The 17,650-nt window shown below is 56.1% G+C and carries 14 protein-coding genes; 7 read left to right on the top strand and 7 right to left on the bottom strand.

Features of this window, described 5'->3' with window-relative positions:
* Positions 1-24: 24 nt before the first annotated feature.
* The 5 genes from JO226_RS20840 to pdhR all read right to left on the bottom strand — a co-directional run bounded on the left by JO226_RS20840 (position 25) and on the right by pdhR (position 7,602).
* Complete coding sequence (locus JO226_RS20840) at positions 25-309, bottom strand: hypothetical protein (RefSeq protein WP_296406980.1); 285 nt, start codon at positions 307-309, stop codon at positions 25-27.
* Positions 310-512: 203 nt separating this feature from the next.
* Complete coding sequence (lpdA, locus tag JO226_RS20835; protein ID WP_296406978.1) at positions 513-1,937, bottom strand: dihydrolipoyl dehydrogenase; 1,425 nt, start codon at positions 1,935-1,937, stop codon at positions 513-515.
* A gap of 199 nt (positions 1,938-2,136) precedes the next feature.
* A complete protein-coding gene (gene aceF, locus JO226_RS20830) occupies positions 2,137-4,014 on the bottom strand; it encodes a pyruvate dehydrogenase complex dihydrolipoyllysine-residue acetyltransferase (RefSeq protein WP_296406976.1) in 1,878 nt (625 codons plus the stop codon).
* Positions 4,015-4,028: 14 nt separating this feature from the next.
* Positions 4,029-6,692 carry a pyruvate dehydrogenase (acetyl-transferring), homodimeric type gene (aceE, locus tag JO226_RS20825; RefSeq protein ID WP_296406974.1) on the bottom strand — a complete coding sequence of 888 codons (2,664 nt, stop codon included), beginning with the start codon at positions 6,690-6,692 and terminating at the stop codon, positions 4,029-4,031.
* 145 nt (positions 6,693-6,837) lie between these two features.
* Complete coding sequence (pdhR, locus tag JO226_RS20820) at positions 6,838-7,602, bottom strand: pyruvate dehydrogenase complex transcriptional repressor PdhR (protein WP_013367580.1); 765 nt, start codon at positions 7,600-7,602, stop codon at positions 6,838-6,840.
* Between the two features lie 540 nt (positions 7,603-8,142).
* Here pdhR and aroP point away from each other — a divergent pair.
* From aroP to JO226_RS20805, 3 genes are all read left to right on the top strand, one after another.
* Complete coding sequence (aroP, locus tag JO226_RS20815; protein ID WP_296406971.1) at positions 8,143-9,516, top strand: aromatic amino acid transporter AroP; 1,374 nt, start codon at positions 8,143-8,145, stop codon at positions 9,514-9,516.
* A 165-nt stretch (positions 9,517-9,681) separates the two neighbouring features.
* Positions 9,682-11,085, top strand: coding sequence for a glycoside-pentoside-hexuronide (GPH):cation symporter (locus tag JO226_RS20810; protein ID WP_296406969.1), 1,404 nt, complete (start codon positions 9,682-9,684; stop codon positions 11,083-11,085).
* A complete protein-coding gene (locus tag JO226_RS20805) occupies positions 11,082-12,032 on the top strand; it encodes a family 43 glycosylhydrolase (protein WP_296406967.1) in 951 nt (316 codons plus the stop codon). Before JO226_RS20810 ends, JO226_RS20805 begins: the two co-directional genes overlap by 4 nt.
* A gap of 17 nt (positions 12,033-12,049) precedes the next feature.
* Here JO226_RS20805 and ampE read toward each other — a convergent pair whose 3' ends face one another.
* The gene (gene ampE / locus JO226_RS20800; RefSeq protein ID WP_296406965.1) at positions 12,050-12,904 is read right to left on the bottom strand and encodes a beta-lactamase regulator AmpE; all 855 of its coding nucleotides are present in this window, start codon (positions 12,902-12,904) and stop codon (positions 12,050-12,052) included.
* Entirely contained in the window at positions 12,901-13,464 is a 564-nt protein-coding gene (ampD, locus tag JO226_RS20795; protein ID WP_296406960.1) for a 1,6-anhydro-N-acetylmuramyl-L-alanine amidase AmpD, read from the bottom strand. Before ampD ends, ampE begins: the two co-directional genes overlap by 4 nt.
* 98 nt (positions 13,465-13,562) lie before the next feature.
* Between ampD and nadC the strand changes: the two genes are divergently transcribed.
* The 4 genes from nadC to hofC all read left to right on the top strand — a co-directional run bounded on the left by nadC (position 13,563) and on the right by hofC (position 17,648).
* On the top strand, positions 13,563-14,456 hold the full coding sequence (nadC, locus tag JO226_RS20790; RefSeq protein ID WP_296406958.1) for a carboxylating nicotinate-nucleotide diphosphorylase: 894 nt from the start codon (positions 13,563-13,565) through the stop codon (positions 14,454-14,456).
* Positions 14,457-14,616: 160 nt separating this feature from the next.
* Positions 14,617-15,054: a prepilin peptidase-dependent pilin gene (ppdD, locus tag JO226_RS20785; RefSeq protein WP_013367585.1), complete on the top strand. Its 438-nt coding sequence runs from the start codon at positions 14,617-14,619 to the stop codon at positions 15,052-15,054.
* Positions 15,055-15,064: 10 nt separating this feature from the next.
* Complete coding sequence (gspE, locus tag JO226_RS20780) at positions 15,065-16,450, top strand: type II secretion system protein GspE (protein ID WP_296406955.1); 1,386 nt, start codon at positions 15,065-15,067, stop codon at positions 16,448-16,450.
* Positions 16,440-17,648: a protein transport protein HofC gene (hofC, locus tag JO226_RS20775; RefSeq protein ID WP_296406953.1), complete on the top strand. Its 1,209-nt coding sequence runs from the start codon at positions 16,440-16,442 to the stop codon at positions 17,646-17,648. Before gspE ends, hofC begins: the two co-directional genes overlap by 11 nt.
* The last annotated feature ends 2 nt before the right edge of the window (positions 17,649-17,650 follow it).

Raw genomic sequence — 17,650 nt, 5'->3', positions numbered from 1 at the left:
TTTTCTATCCCCAAACCACCCGATTTATCCCTGATGCGGCATCAGCCCCGGCTGGGCGACAACGGCAGGTTTCGAGCTGCCCAGCGCCGCTTCGTCGGCGCTGATGCTGCCGGTGTTGGTTGCCCAAACCCCTTCCTGCGTTTTGGTTATTGCCTGATGCTGCGCATTCAGATTCTGGCCCATCGCGGCGATATGCGTGCTCTCGGTGCTGCCGGTATTGGTTGCCCATGGGATCACCGGGTCGGCGGCGGCAGCCATGCCTGAGAAGACGGCTGCGGTTAATACGACTGTTGTCAGAAACGTTTTCATCTTGCACCTCACGAATAGCTTTGTATTTTTAAATAATTCTCACACTATAAGTTTAGTACGGTATTACTTTCCATTTATCGACAAGATGTAGCGATATATTTCCCTGAAATATGTGTAAACAAGGGGTTACCGTCTCGCCTCGCGGGTTTTCAGTCATAAAAAAAGCGGCTGAAGCAGCCGCTTTTTTCACTGACGAGGAAGAATTACTTCTTCTTCGCTTTCGGGTTCGGCAGGTCGGTGATGCTGCCTTCGAATACTTCTGCCGCCAGACCCACGGATTCGTGCAGGGTCGGGTGCGCATGGATGGTCAGCGCGATGTCTTCAGCGTCACAGCCCATTTCGATAGCCAGACCGATTTCACCCAGAAGCTCGCCGCCGTTGGTGCCGACAATCGCACCACCGATCACGCGGTGAGTCTCTTTGTCGAAAATCAGTTTGGTCATACCGTCTGCGCAGTCGGAAGCGATAGCACGGCCAGAAGCAGCCCACGGGAAGGTGGCGGTTTCGTAGCTGATGCCTTTCTCTTTCGCTTCTTTCTCGGTCAGACCTACCCATGCCACTTCTGGCTCAGTATAGGCGATAGACGGGATCACTTTCGGATCGAAGTAGTGTTTCATGCCTGCGATAACTTCAGCGGCAACGTGGCCTTCGTGAACGCCTTTGTGCGCCAGCATCGGCTGACCGACGATATCGCCGATAGCGAAGATGTGCGGCACGTTGGTGCGCAGCTGCTTGTCAACGCGGATGAAGCCACGGTCGTCCACTTCCACGCCCGCTTTGCCTGCGTCGAGGTTTTTACCGTTCGGCACACGGCCGATAGCCACCAGCACGGCGTCGTAACGCTGCGGTTCACTCGGGGCTTTTTTGCCTTCCATGGAAACGTAGATACCGTCTTCTTTCGCTTCAACGGCAGTCACTTTGGTTTCCAGCATCAGGTTGAATTTCTTGCTGATGCGTTTGGTGAAGACTTTAACGATGTCTTTGTCGGCAGCCGGAATAACCTGGTCGAACATTTCAACCACGTCAATCTCTGAACCCAGCGCATGGTACACGGTGCCCATTTCCAGACCGATGATACCGCCGCCCATGACCAGCAGGCGTTTTGGTACGGTTTTCAGTTCCAGCGCATCAGTGGAATCCCACACGCGCGAGTCTTCATGCGGAATGAACGGCAGTTCGATCGGACGGGAGCCCGCCGCGATGATCGCGTTGTCGAAGTTGATCACGGTTTTGCCGTTCTCGCCTTCCACTTCCAGGGTATTCGCCCCGGTGAATTTACCCAGACCGTTAACCACTTTGACTTTACGGCCTTTGGCCATACCGGCCAGACCGCCAGTCAGTTGAGTGATGACTTTCTCTTTCCAGGTACGAATCTTGTCGATATCGGTTTTCGGCTCGCCGAAGACGATACCGTGCTCAGCCAGCGCTTTGGCTTCTTCGATAACTTTCGCTACGTGCAGCAGCGCTTTAGAAGGGATACAGCCAACGTTCAGACAAACACCGCCCAGGGTGCTGTAACGTTCTACGATTACGGTTTCCAGACCTAAATCAGCGCAACGGAAGGCTGCAGAATAACCTGCCGGGCCTGCCCCAAGTACCACGACCTGAGTTTTGATTTCAGTACTCATCATGACCTCTTAATTTATTTCCGGCGGTCCCTGGTCTTGTCGCCCATCATCCACCGGGTCGTTCTATCCGCCCGTATTTTACAAAATTGTTAACAATTTTGATACAACAAAACGGCAACGATTTTTTTTTGGTACTAATAACCTCATTACCATCATGAGATTACCAGAAAAAAGCCGGCCGATTGGCCGGCTTTTTCAATTACATCACCAGGCGGCGAATGTCGCTCAGCATGTTGTTGATGATGGTGATGAAGCGTGCACCATCAGCACCATCAATCACGCGGTGGTCGAAGGACAGAGAGATAGGCATCATCAGACGCGGCATAAACTCTTTACCATTCCACACCGGCTCCATCGCAGACTTGGAGACGCCGAGGATAGCCACTTCCGGCGCGTTCACAATCGGTGCGAAGTGGGTAGTCCCCAGGCCGCCGATGCTGGAGATGGTGAAGCAACCGCCCTGCATTTCGCCAGCGGTCAGCTTGCCATCACGCGCTTTTTTGGAGATGACGGTCAGTTCGCGAGACAGCTCGGTAATGCTCTTCTTGTTCACGTCTTTGAAGACCGGAACCACCAGACCATTCGGCGTATCTACCGCAACACCAATGTTGATGTACTTTTTCAGGGTCAGACGCTGACCGTCTTCGGACAGAGAGCTGTTGAAGCGCGGCATCTGTTCCAGAGCGGCGGCAACGGCTTTCATGATGAAGACCACTGGGGTGAATTTCACGTCCAGTTTGCGCTTCTCAGCTTCGGCATTCTGCTGTTTACGGAACGCTTCCAGATCGGTGATATCCGTTTTGTCGAAGTGCGTAACGTGCGGGATCATCACCCAGTTACGGCTCAGGTTAGCGCCAGAGATCTTCTGGATACGGCCCAGTTCCACTTCTTCGATTTCACCAAACTTGCTGAAGTCGACTTTCGGCCACGGCAGCATGCCCGGGATACCGCCGCCGGTGGCAGCAGCCGGTGCAGCTTCAGCGCGTTTCACTGCGTCTTTCACGTAAGCCTGAACGTCTTCGCGCAGGATACGACCTTTACGGCCAGAACCCTTCACTTTCGCCAGGTTAACGCCGAATTCGCGCGCCAGGCGGCGAATCAGCGGAGTCGCGTGAACGTAAGCGTCGTTTTCAGCGAACTCAGATTTGCCTTCCGCTTTCGCTGCCGGAGCCGCGGCTTTTGCGGCCGGAGCGGCGGCAACAGGTGCCTGAGCAGCAGCCGGAGCCGCGGCAGGCGCAGCGCCTTCCACTTCGAAGACCATGATCAGAGAACCGGTAGACACTTTGGCGCCCGTGCTCACTTTGATCTCTTTCACGACACCCGCGAACGGCGCCGGAACTTCCATAGAGGCTTTATCGCCTTCTACGGTGATCAGTGACTGTTCAGCGGCAACTTTGTCGCCCACTTTGACCATCACTTCGGTGACTTCAACTTCGTCGCCGCCGATGTCAGGGACGTGAACGTCTTTCGCGCCGCCAGCAACGGCCGGAGCCGCTGCTGGAGCAGCAACCTGAGCCGGAGCAGTTGCTGGAGCTGAGCCTGCCACTTCGAAGACCATGATCAGGGAACCGGTAGACACTTTGTCGCCGGTGTTCACTTTAATCGCTTTCACGGTACCTGCGAACGGCGCCGGAACTTCCATAGAGGCTTTATCGCCTTCTACGGTGATCAGGGACTGCTCAGCGGTCACGGTGTCGCCCACTTTGACCAGAATTTCGGTGACTTCAACTTCGTCGCCGCCGATGTCCGGAACGTGAACGTCTTTTGCCGCGGCAGCAGCAGGCGCAGCCGCCGGAGCCGCTGCTTTTTTCTCTTCCTGCGCAGGTGCAGCGGCTGCTGCACCCTCGGCGGAATCGAAAATCATGATCAGTTTGCCGGTCTCGGTTTTATCGCCAACAGAGACTTTGATCTCTTTAACGATGCCAGCCTGCGGAGACGGCACTTCCATAGAGGCTTTATCGCCTTCTACGGTGATCAGCGACTGTTCAACGTCAACTTTGTCGCCCACTTTGACCAGGATCTCGGTGATTTCAACTTCATCAGCCCCGATGTCCGGTACATTGATTTCGATAGCCATTATTCTTTTACCTCTTACGCCAGACGCGGGTTAACTTTTTCTGCATCGATATTGAATTTAGTGATGGCATCAGCAACCACTTTCTTATCGATTTCGCCACGTTTAGCCAGTTCGCCCAGAGCCGCTACCACCACATAGGAAGCATCAACTTCGAAGTGGTGACGCAGGTTTTCACGGCTGTCGGAGCGACCAAAACCGTCGGTACCCAGTACGCGATAATCATCAGCCGGTACGTAAGTACGAACCTGCTCTGCGAACAGTTTCATATAGTCAGTGGAAGCCACGGCCGGCGCGTCGTTCATCACCTGAGCGATGTACGGAACACGCGGGGTTTCCATCGGGTGCAGCATGTTCCAGCGCTCACAGTCCTGACCATCACGCGCCAGTTCGGTGAAGGAAGTCACGCTGTAGACGTCAGAGCCCACGCCGTAGTCGTTCGCCAGGATCTGCGCTGCTTCACGGACGTGACGCAGGATAGAACCGGAGCCCAGCAGCTGAACTTTACCTTTGCTGCCCGCGAGGGTTTCGAGTTTGTAGATACCTTTACGGATACCTTCCTCAGCACCTTCCGGCATGGCTGGCATGTGGTAGTTTTCGTTCAGCGTGGTGATGTAGTAGTAAACGTTCTCTTGCTTCTCACCGTACATACGCTCCAGACCATCGTGCATGATGACCGCAACTTCGTACGCGTAGGACGGATCGTAAGAGATACAGTTCGGGATAGTCAGAGACTGAATATGGCTGTGGCCATCTTCGTGCTGCAGACCTTCGCCGTTCAGGGTCGTACGACCGGAAGTACCGCCTACCAGGAAGCCGCGAGCCTGCTGGTCGCCTGCCTGCCAGCACAGGTCGCCAATACGCTGGAACCCGAACATGGAGTAGTAGATGTAGAACGGGATCATCGGCAGGTTGTTGGTGCTGTAAGAAGTCGCCGCCGCCAGCCAGGATGCGCCTGCGCCCAGCTCGTTGATACCTTCCTGCAGGATCTGACCTTTCTCGTCTTCTTTGTAGTAAGCAACCTGCTCACGGTCCTGCGGGGTGTACTGCTGACCGTTCGGGCTGTAGATACCGATCTGACGGAACAGACCTTCCATACCGAAAGTACGCGCTTCGTCAGCGATGATCGGAACCAGACGGTCTTTGATGGACGGGTTCTTGAGCATCACGTTCAGGGCGCGAACGAAAGCGATAGTGGTGGAAATTTCTTTGTTCTGCTCTTCCAGCAACTGGGAGAAATCAGCCAGCGCAGGCAGTTCCAGCTTCTCGGTGAAGTTCACCTGGCGAGACGGCAGGTAGCCTTTCAGCGCCTGACGACGTTCGTGCAGGTACTTGTGCTCTTCAGAACCTTCCGGGAAGGTGATGTAAGACAGGTTTTCCACCTGCTCATCGGTCACAGGAACGTTGAAACGGTCGCGGATATAGCGCACGCCGTCCATGTTCATTTTCTTCACCTGGTGAGCGATGTTCTTACCTTCAGCGGTATCGCCCATGCCGTAACCTTTGATGGTGTGGGCCAGGATGACAGTCGCTTTACCTTTGGTGTCCTGCGCTTTTTTCAGTGCAGCGTAGACTTTCTTCGGATCGTGGCCGCCACGGTTCAGGGCCCAGATCTGCTCGTCAGTCCAGTCGGCAACCAGCGCGGCGGTTTCCGGGTATTTACCGAAGAAGTGCTCGCGTACGTACGCGCCGTCTTTGGATTTGAAGGTCTGGTAGTCGCCATCAACGGTTTCGTTCATCAGCTGAATCAGCTTACCGCTGGTGTCTTTACGCAGCAGCTCGTCCCAACGACCGCCCCACATGACCTTGATAACGTTCCAGCCAGCACCTGCGAAGATGCCTTCCAGTTCGTTGATAATTTTGCCGTTACCGGTGACCGGGCCATCCAGACGCTGCAGGTTGCAGTTGATGATGAAGCACAGGTTGTCCAGTTTCTCACGGGTCGCGATGGTGATAGCGCCTTTAGATTCCGGTTCATCCATCTCGCCGTCGCCCAGGAAGGCGTAAACGGTTTGTTCGGAGGTGTCTTTCAGACCACGATGTTCCAGATATTTCAGGAATTTAGCCTGATAGATAGCGCCGATCGGTCCCAGCCCCATAGACACGGTCGGGAACTGCCAGAATTCCGGCATCAGTTTCGGGTGCGGGTAAGAGGACAGACCTTTACCGTGAACTTCCTGACGGAAGTTGTTCATCTGCTCTTCAGTCAGACGACCTTCCAGGAAGGCACGCGCGTAGATACCCGGAGAGATGTGGCCCTGGAAGTACACCAGATCGCCGCCGTCTTTCTCGTTACGGGCGCGGAAGAAGTGGTTGAAGCACACTTCGTAAACGGTCGCTGAGGACTGGAAGGACGCCATGTGGCCACCCAGTTCCAGATCTTTCTTGGATGCGCGCAGTACGGTCATGATCGCATTCCAGCGGATAGCAGAACGAATACGACGTTCCAGATCCAGATTGCCCGGGTATTCCGGTTCATCTTCAACGGCAATGGTGTTTACATAGTTGCTAGCCCCGGTACCTGCAGCCACTTTCACACCGCCTTTGCGGGCTTCAGACAGCAGCTGGTCGATCAGATACTGAGCACGCTCAACACCTTCTTCACGGATGACCGATTCGATCGCCTGTAGCCAGTCGCGAGTTTCGATCGGATCCACGTCATTTTGGAAACGTTCTGACATGGGGGTATTCCTTATCTATCTAATACGTTGATTTATCTGGAACCTGTCCCATTGCGTTTTCACACAAAAACGCAATAAGACAGGTTCTGCGTTTAGTTGCCGCGCTCTAAAAACTGGCGCTTAAAAGCTATAAGAACCGATAATTCTAGTCCTTACGTTGCTGAAGTCGTCGCAGTGAACGGTCTCGACGACTTTGTTCACGGCTTCTGTCCAGCAAGATTTCCTCAATGAAGGCCAGGTGACGGTGCGACGCTTCACGCGCCTGCTCCGGCTCCCTTGCCATTATCGCCTCGAAAATACGAGTACGATGGTTGCTGACCAGCGGAAGCATTTCCCGACGGGCATACAACAATTCAAAATTCTGGCGAACGTTCTGGGCCAGCATGGGTTCCATGCAGCGTAGCAGATGAAGTAGCACAACATTGTGCGCGGCTTCGGTGACGGCAATTTGATACTGGACGACGGCGCTGGATTCGGCGTCAAGGTCGCCGGACTGCTGGGCTTTTTCAATCGCCTGATGCAGTTCGCTAATCCGCACACGGTCTTCTTCCGTGCTACGCAGCGCTGCGTAATAGGCGGCAATGCCTTCCAGCGCGTGACGGGTCTCCAGCAGATCAAACTGGGATTCAGGGTGGTCGGAGAGCAGCTCCACCAGCGGGTCGCTAAAGCTCTGCCACAGGCTACTTTGCACAAACGTACCGCCGCCCTGGCGACGTAGCAGCAAGCCCTTTGCTTCGAGACGTTGAATCGCCTCACGCAGAGAGGGACGGGAAACATCGAACTGTTTTGCCAGCTCGCGTTCAGGTGGAAGTTTTTCGCCGGGGCGCAGTGTCCCCTCAAGGATCAAAAACTCCAGCTGCTGCTCAATCACATCGGATAGTTTTGGTTGGCGGATTTTGCTGTAGGCCATTATTCCCTGTCTCTGCCATTAGCCCGGAGTCAATTGGTCTTACCAATTTAAAGTTCGTGACGCTAAAGTAACAAAGTATTCACCTTCTGTCCATACAGGTTTTGATTGAAATCAGGAAACCTGACTCATTTTAACAATCTTACAGAAATGACGTTTCAGAAATGCAACTTCGCGAAAATGTCACGTTTACCACCAAAGCGGTAGTTTTAACCTTAATGAAACGAAGGTTTTTGCAATCTGAAGCGATTCAACAACGCAAAATATGAATTTTCATTCAACGATGTCGCATTTATGTCGCATAACTGAGTAAGGAGAGATGCAGAACGCGGCCTTACATTTGGTTTCTTTTTAGGCAACCCGTCATCATCCCTTCATAAAGCAGGTGCATTCGGGCGCACTTATCACTATTCTCCACTCTACGGAAGAGCCATGAACAACTTTCAGATCTCTTTACCGTAAACAAAAAAATACAAAAAACGGAATTTCCTAATTACACGCACACGACAACAGTGCATATAAAACAATCACTCACGAGGTTTCATGATGGAAGGTCAACAGCATGGCGATCAGCTAAAGCGCGGCCTTAAAAACCGCCATATTCAGCTGATTGCGCTGGGTGGTGCTATCGGAACAGGTTTGTTTCTGGGTAGCGCATCCGTAATCCAATCCGCAGGCCCGGGGATTATCCTCGGCTATGCTATCGCAGGATTCATTGCCTTTCTGATCATGCGTCAGTTAGGCGAAATGGTGGTGGAGGAGCCGGTTGCAGGCTCCTTTAGCCACTTTGCGTACAAATACTGGGGCAGCTTCGCCGGTTTTGCCTCCGGCTGGAACTACTGGGTTCTGTACGTGCTGGTGGCGATGGCGGAGCTGACCGCGGTCGGTAAATACATCCAGTTCTGGTACCCAGAAATCCCGACCTGGGTTTCTGCTGCGGCCTTCTTCGTCATCATCAACGCCATCAACCTGACCAACGTTAAAGTGTTCGGCGAGATGGAGTTCTGGTTTGCCATCATCAAAGTGATCGCCGTGGTGGCGATGATCCTGTTCGGCGGCTGGCTGCTGTTTAGCGGCAACGGCGGCCCGCAGGCGACCGTGCGCAACCTGTGGGAGCAAGGCGGGTTCCTGCCTCACGGCATGAGCGGACTGGTGATGATGATGGCGATTATCATGTTCTCTTTCGGCGGGCTGGAGCTGGTCGGTATCACCGCCGCAGAAGCCGACAACCCGGAACAGAGCATTCCGAAAGCCACCAACCAGGTGATTTACCGTATTCTGATTTTCTATGTGGGCTCCCTGGCGGTGCTGCTCTCCCTGCTGCCGTGGACACGCGTTACGGCGGATACCAGCCCGTTCGTGCTGATTTTCCATGAGCTGGGCGATACCTTTGTGGCCAATGCCCTGAACATTGTGGTTCTGACCGCCGCGCTCTCCGTTTACAACAGCTGCGTTTACTGCAACAGCCGCATGCTGTTTGGCCTGGCGCAGCAGGGCAACGCGCCAAAAGCGCTGATGAACGTCGACAAACGCGGCGTACCGGTGAACACCATTCTGGTCTCCGCCGTCGTCACCGCGCTGTGCGTGTTGATTAACTACCTGGCCCCTGAATCCGCATTCGGTATGCTGATGGCGCTAGTGGTCTCTGCGCTGGTGATCAACTGGGCAATGATTAGCCTTGCGCATATGAAATTCCGCCGCGCGAAGCAACAGCAGGGCGTCGCCCCACGCTTCCCGGCGCTGCTCTACCCGCTTGGCAACTGGATCTGCTTGCTGTTCATGGCCGCTGTGCTGGTTATCATGCTGCTCACCCCTGGGATGGCGATTTCCGTGTACCTGATCCCGGTATGGGTCGCCGTACTCGGCATCGGCTACCTGTTCAAACAAAAAAGCGGAAATGCGGTAAAAGCGCATTAATCCGCCGTCATGCTCTGCGTCCATTTCGGGCGCAGAGCATGTGTTAGCAACCTCACATTTTCCTTTCTACAGCTGTTTTATCCATATCAGCACCCCGTTACTGCAACGCAAATTTTTCCACTGCGGCAAATAATCCTCTGCATAGCTCATTGTGGAGAATTGTCGATGAACAACAACGCGTTATCGGTAAAAGAAAAAATCGGTTACGGCATGGGTGATGCGGGATGCAACATCATATTCGGCGCCATCATGTTGTTTGTGAACTATTTTTACACAGACATTTTCGGACTGGCACCAGCACTTGTCGGAGTGCTGCTGCTCTCGGTTCGCGTCATTGATGCGGTAACAGACCCGATCATGGGCGCGATGGCGGACAGAACCCGCAGCAAATATGGGCGATTTCGTCCATGGCTCTTATGGATAGCCTTCCCCTATGCGCTCTTCAGCGTACTGATGTTTACCACCCCGGAATGGAGTTACAACAACAAAGTTATCTATGCTTTCGTCACCTATTTTCTGCTGTCGCTCACGTATACCGCCATCAATATTCCTTACTGCTCGCTCGGCAGTGTGATTACTAACGATCCGCAAGAGCGCGTCGCCTGCCAGTCCTACCGCTTCGTCATGGTCGGCATCGCGACCCTGCTGCTGTCGCTGACCCTGCTGCCGATGGCCGATTGGTTCGGCGGCGATAACAAAGCGAAAGGCTATCAGATGGCCATGACCGTGCTGGCGCTTATTGGCATGTGCATGTTTCTCTTTTGCTTCGCGACGGTACGCGAGCGTGTACGCCCGGCAGTACAAAGCAATGATGAGCTAAAACGCGACCTGAAAGACGTATGGAAAAACGATCAGTGGGTACGCATTCTGCTGCTGACGCTGTGCAACGTCTGCCCTGGGTTTATCCGCATGGCGGCGACCATGTACTACGTTACCTGGGTCATGCAGCAGAGCACGCACTTCGCCACGCTGTTTATCAGCCTCGGCGTGGTGGGGATGATGATCGGCAGTATGCTGGCAAAGGTGTTAACCGACCGCTGGTGCAAGCTACAGGTCTTCTTCTGGACCAACATCGTGCTGGCGGTTTTCTCCTGTGCGTTTTACTTCTTTGATCCGCACGCCACGACCACCATCGTTACCCTCTATTTCCTGCTCAATGTCCTGCACCAGATTCCCTCGCCGCTGCACTGGTCGCTGATGGCCGACGTCGACGATTACGGCGAGTGGAAAACAGGAAAACGTATTACCGGGATAAGCTTCTCGGGAAACCTGTTCTTCCTGAAAGTCGGTCTGGCCGTCGCCGGGGCGATGGTCGGCTTCCTGCTCTCCTGGTATGGTTATGATGCCGGGGCGAAAGCGCAGAGCGCTCAGGCCATCAACGGTATTGTCCTGCTGTTCAGCGTCATCCCAGGCATAGGTTATTTAATCACCGCAGGCGTCGTACGTCTGCTGAAGGTCGATCGAGAAACAATGAAGCGCATCCAGACTGACCTGGAAAAACGCCGTCAGAACAACCGCGAACTCAACGACCTCCCACAGGAAACCGAACTGGTAAGGAAAGCACCATGAGCCACTGGCCGAACCCCTTTATTGAACAGCGGGCCGATCCGTTTATTTTGCACCACGGCGAACACTATTACTTTATCGCCTCCGTTCCAGAATACGACAGGCTGGAGATTCGTCAGGCCGCCACGCTTGACGAATTGCGCAATGCTGCGCCAGTAGTGGTGTGGCGTAAACCCCAGCACGGCCCGATGAGCGAACTTATCTGGGCGCCGGAGCTGCATAATATTGACGGCGTTTGGGTTATCTACTTCGCCGCTGCTCACACTCAGGCGCTGGATGCGCAGGGGATGTTTCAGCACCGCATGTTTGCGCTCACCTGTCGCGATACGGACCCGCTGACCGGACGCTGGGAGGAAAAAGGCCAGGTGAAGACGCCGTTTGACACCTTTGCGCTGGACGCCACCACCTTCCGCCACCAGGGCAAGCAGTGGTATCTGTGGGCGCAAAAGGCACCGGATATTGCCGGTAACTCCAACCTGTACCTGGCCGAGCTGGAAAACCCGTGGACGCTCAGGAGCGCGCCGGTACTGCTGAGCAAACCGGAGTATGACTGGGAATGCCGCGGCTTTCTGGTCAACGAGGGTCCGGCGGTCGTGGTGCACAACAATCGCCTGTTTGTCAGCTACTCCGCCAGCGCCACGGATGAAAACTACTGTATGGGGCTGCTGTGGATAGATCTTGAGGCTGATCCGACGCAGTCTGACCACTGGCATAAGTCTCCGAACCCGGTCTTCACCACCTGCCGGGAGCATCGCCAGTTTGGTCCCGGGCATAACAGCTTTACCACCACGCCGCAGGGAGAGGACGTGCTGGTCTACCACGCGCGAAACTACACCGAAATTGAAGGCGACCCGCTGTATGATCCTAATCGGCATACGCGGTTGAAGCTTATCGACTGGAAAGAAAACGGGATGCCCGATTTCGGCATCCCGCCCGCAGATACACACTGAAAAATGCCCGGATGGCGCTACACCAGCGTGCCGTAAATCGTCAGCAGCGCCATCACCACCACCACTACGAAAGAGGTTTTCTTCGCCATCGACACTGCCGCTTTCGGCGTCCCCAGCTTGTCGACATGCGACTCACGGGCAAGCGAGAACTGCGCCAGTTGCGTCAGCACCTGATACTGGGAGCTGTGGCGATCGCCAAGCGAGGCAAACCAGGCAGGCAGCGCTTTTTCGCCATGACCCACCAGGGCGTATACCACGCCGACCAGCCGCACCGGGACCCAGTCCAGAATATGTAAAATCGCGTCCACACCCGACTCCTGACGATGACGAGGGGTCTGGTAGCGCGCAAGCCACGTCTGCCAGGCGCGTAAAAACGCGTATCCCATCAGCGTGACTGGCCCCCACGAACCACCGACGACGAACCAGAACAGCGGCGCCAGATAAAAGCGGTAGTTGATCCACAACAGTGCATTCTGCAGCTCGCGCAGGTATTCACGCTCATCGCAACCCGGCGGTACGCCGTGGATAAGCGTCAACTCGCTGGCCATAGCCTCGCGCGCATGGCTGTCGTCGCGCGAAGCGGCCATCAGGTACGCGTGGTAATGAATGCGCACCTTGCCCGCACCGATACACAGCAGACCAATCAGGATCCAGACCACCAGCAGCGGAACGTTAAACAACACGCCGTGCAGGACGCGCTGGAGCAAAAAGACCACGGCCATCGCCGCCAGGGTCATCAGCACGGTAGCGGAAACAGAATAATGTTTCATCCGGCGGAACAGCACTTCCAGTCGGTGATCGAGCTGCCAGTGTTCGCCCAGTTTGAACAGGCGTTCGGCGATGAGCACCAGCAGTGTCGTAAACAGCGTCATGTTGTCTCCTTGTCGGGCGAACCCGCGACCAGTGAACGAAAACGCGGCCAGTCAAAGGCCGGGCCGGGATCCGTTTTTCGCTCGGGGGCAATATCGCAGTGCCCCGTCATATGGTTCGCCATCGCCGGGTAAACCGTCGTTAACAGCCGGGTTATGGCTGCCAGTTGCTGATACTGCGCATCGGTATAGGCCAGGGTGTCAGTGCCTTCAAGCTCGATACCGATAGAGAAGTCATTGCAGCGCTCACGCCCGCCGTAGCAGGAAACACCCGCGTGCCAGGCGCGTTTATCAAAAGGAACATACTGGACGACTTCACCGTCTCGACGAATCAGACAATGGGCGGAAACGCGCAGATGGGCAATCTCGGCAAAAAAAGGATGCGCATCGGGGTCTATCGTGCCAGTGAATAATGCATCAATCCAGGGGCCGCCAAACTCGCCGGGCGGAAGGCTGATATTATGAACCACCAGCAACGAGGGGGGTTCTCCCTCCGGGCGGCCATCGTGATGCGGCGACGGAACCCGACGCGCGCCCACCAGCCATCCGTCTTCTAACTGCATGCGGGATCTCCTTCTGCATGGCCTTATATGTGGTGCTGATACCTGGTTCAGAGTAGCATGTTTATATCTTCTGATTCCTTACCATTTGGAGTTTTATCATGCCGCCTCGCCGCTACAACCCCGACCACCGACGTGACGCGCTGCTGGAACGTATTAACCTTGATATCCCCGCCGCTGTCGCCCATGCCCTGCGCGAAGATCTCGGTGGCGACGTCGATGCCAATAACGACATTACCGCGCAACTGTTGCCTACCGACACCCGCTCCCACGCGGTCGTGATTACCCGTGAAGACGGCGTCTTTTGCGGTAAACGCTGGGTAGAGGAAGTTTTTGTCCAACTGGCAGGCGACGATGTCACAGTCACCTGGCATGTGGAAGACGGCGATGCCATCGTCGCCAACCAGCCGCTGTTTGAGCTCAATGGCCCCTCCCGGGTGCTGCTGACTGGCGAGCGTACCGCCTTAAACTTCGTGCAGACGCTTTCCGGCGTGGCAAGCGAAGTGCGTCGCTATGTCGAACTGCTCGCCGGTACGCAAACGCAGTTGCTGGATACCCGAAAAACCCTGCCGGGGCTGCGTACCGCACTGAAATATGCGGTGCTCTGCGGCGGCGGCGCGAACCATCGTCTGGGGCTGTCGGACGCCTTTTTGATTAAAGAAAACCACATTATCGCCTCCGGCTCGGTGCGCAATGCCATCGAAAAAGCGTTCTGGATCCACCCGGACGTGCCGGTAGAAGTCGAAGTGGAAAACCTCAAGGAGCTGGAGGAAGCGCTGAAGGCCGGGGCGGATATCATCATGCTCGACAACTTCGAAACCGACCAGATGCGCGAAGCGGTGAAAATCACCAACGGCCAGGCGCAGCTGGAGGTGTCCGGCAACGTCACATTTGACACGATCCGCGAATTTGCCGAAACCGGCGTGGACTACATTTCCGTCGGTGCGCTGACCAAACACGTGCGCGCGCTGGATCTCTCCATGCGCTTTAAATAACGCCATACCGGAAGGGGATCTGCGATCCCCTTCCCTGTTTTTCGCAATCCCTCTGCAACCTCGCCAATAGCCCTGAACCCTGTTCGACAAACCACGTTTTAGCGCTCGCGTGCCATTTCTGCGCCTGCCACAGTGCTCCCGTCATAACAGGAGCCAGACGATGAACAGACAACATGGATTTACCCTGATTGAACTGATGGTGGTTATCGGCATCATCGCCATCCTCAGCGCCATCGGCATTCCGGCCTACCAGAACTATCTGCGTAAAGCCGCGCTGACCGACATGCTGCAAACCTTTATGCCCTACCGCACGGCCATTGAGTTGTGCGCGCTCGACCACGGCGGCCTGAGCGCCTGCGACGGCGGCAGCAACGGTATTCCCTCTCCCACCACCAGCCGCTACGTCTCGGCCATGCAGGTCGCCCAGGGCAACGTCAGCTTAAGCGGCCAGGAAAGCCTCAACGGGTTGACGGTCAACCTGACGGCACTCTGGGACAACGCCGACGGCATCACCGGTTGGCGTCGCGTTTGCGACATCGCCAACGACAGCGCCCTGAAGCAGGCCTGCGAAGATGTTTTCCGCTTTGAGGCTCCCTGAGAGAGCGCCGATGAAACAGAATACACTCATGGCACTCTGCCAGCGGCATCACGCGGTACTGCTCGCCAGCGACGAGCAGATGCTCAGTATCGCGGTCGTCGGTAACCCGTCGCCGGAACTGATGCAGTCGCTGCGCTTTGCCACGCAAAAACGGATCGATATCGAGTGCTGGGATCGGCAAAGAATGGAGCAGCACCGGGAGCGCGAGGCTCAAGCGCACCTGCCCACCGCGCGCGAGGAGAACGATAACGTCGTCGACGTGCTCAACCAGACCCTATTGCGAGCGCTGCAGCAGCGCGCGTCGGATATCCATTTTGAACCCACAGAGGATACCCTTCGGGTCCGACTGCGCATCGACGGCGTACTGCATCCTTATACCGAGCTGCCCGCCGCGATGAGCGCGGCGCTTGTGGCACGCCTGAAGGTGCTCGGCAGTCTGGATATCGCAGAACGGCGGTTGCCGCAGGACGGGCAGTTTTCGGTCGACCTTAGCAATAGCACCGCCTCTTTTCGCATTGCCACGCTCCCCTGCCGCCATGGAGAAAAAGTCGTGCTGCGTCTGCTCCAGCAGGCCGCGCAAACCCTCAACCTTTCCACGCTCGGCATGACGCCAGAACAGCTGGGCGTATTTAACAATGCGTTGCGCCAGCCGCAAGGACTGATGCTGGTCACCGGGCCTACCGGAAGCGGGAAAACCGTCACCCTCTACAGCGCGCTGCAGGCGCGCAACACGCCTGAGGTCAATATCTGCAGCGTTGAGGATCCCGTAGAAATCCCGCTGACGGGGGTTAATCAGACGCAGATTAACCCCCGCAGCGGCCTGAACTTTCAGAGCGTATTGCGCGCGCTGCTGCGCCAGGACCCGGATATCGTCATGGTCGGCGAAATTCGCGATGCGGAAACCGCGGAAATCGCCCTGAATGCCGCACAAACCGGGCATCTGGTGCTGTCCACGCTGCACACCAATTCCACCTGCGAAACGCTGGTGCGTTTACAACAAATGGGCGTGGCGCGCTGGATAACCTCCTCAGCGCTGTTGCTGGTTGTCGCCCAGCGGCTGGTGCGACGTCTCTGCCCGCACTGCCGTCAGCAAAGCGGCAGCCATACCGCACTGCCGCGCGCGCTTTGGCCCCGGGCGTTGCCCAGATGGCTAACGCCCGGCTGTCAGCGCTGCTATGGCGGCTATCTTGGCCGCATTGCGCTCTTTGAAATCCTCGTTATCACCGACGATATCCGCCAGATTATCGCCAGCGGCGTCGATGCAGGCACCCTCGCGCACATGGCCAGACAGGCCAACATGATGACCCTGTTTGAACATGGTTGTCTGGCGGTGGAACGCGGAGAAACCAGCCAGGAAGAGCTGCTACGGGTGCTGGGCATTCCACATGGCGACTAAAAAGCTGTGGTGCTGGCGAGGCGTTTCTCCGCAAGGCGAGCCGCGGCATGGCGCCCTCTGGAGCACGGACAGAGCGCTTGCGCTACAGGACATTCAGCGCGAAGGTATTATTCCGCTAAATCTGAAGCGCGGTGCCGTAAAGGTCTCACAGTGGCGCTCGCCGCACTGCAGCGACCTTATGCAGCAACTGGCGACCCTGCTGCAGGCTGGGTTGACGCTTTCGGAGGGACTAACGCTGCTGTCAGAGCAGCACCCCAGCCCGCAATGGCAGGCTCTGCTGCAGGATATGGCGGTACGGCTGGCGCAGGGCAGCCCCTTATCCGAAGTTATGGCCGAGTGGCCAGAGGTCTTCCCTGCGCTTTACCCGGCAACGATCCGCGCCGGAGAGATGACCGGCAGGCTGGAACACTGCTGTTTTCACCTTGCCCGGCAGCAACAGGCTCAACAGCGCCTGGCGCAGAAAGTGACGAAGGCGCTGCGCTACCCGCTGGTGATAATTCTGCTCGCCATTGCGGTTATCGTCGGTATGTGCGGTTTTGTCCTTCCCGAATTTGCCCAGATATACCGCACATTCAATACGCCGCTACCCGCGCTGACCCGCATGGTAATAGCGCTATCTGCAGGGGTCGAGCGCGCCTTCCCTCTGCTGGCAGGCCTTATCCTCTCCCCTTTTGCGCTACGCCCGCTGATGCGACGTTCCGGGAAGTGGCCATGGTGGAAAGCGGCTATCCTGCGAAGAATACCGGTCCTTTCAACGCTGCGCCGCGGGCAGATGCAGAGCCATATTTTTATGGTGCTGGCCTTAAGCCAGCGTGCCGGAGTACCTTTTTTGCAAGGGCTGGAAAGCGTCGAAACAACGCTGACTTGCCCATGGTGGCGGCACATTATCCGCCAGGTTCACGATGCCGTCGCCCAGGGGCGGCCAATATGGCAGGCATTTGAGGAGAGCGGAGCGTTTACACCGCTCTGCCGACAGCTTATTCGCACCGGGGAGACCTCTGGCGCGCTGGATGTGATGCTGGAAAACCTGGCGCGCTACTACGACGAGCAAACCCACCACCTGGCGGATAATCTGGCGGCGTTGTTGGAACCGGTCCTGTTGGTCGTCACCGGGGGTATTATCGGCACCCTGGTGGTGGCGATGTATCTGCCGGTTTTTCATCTGGGGGATGCCATCAGCGGCACGGGAATGGGGTGAGG

This window comes from Pluralibacter sp. (genome assembly GCF_019237635.1).
In the GTDB taxonomy this organism is placed as follows: domain Bacteria; phylum Pseudomonadota; class Gammaproteobacteria; order Enterobacterales; family Enterobacteriaceae; genus Enterobacter_B.
Note: the sequence above shows the minus strand (reverse complement) of the source record. Positions and strands in the feature narration are given on the sequence as shown.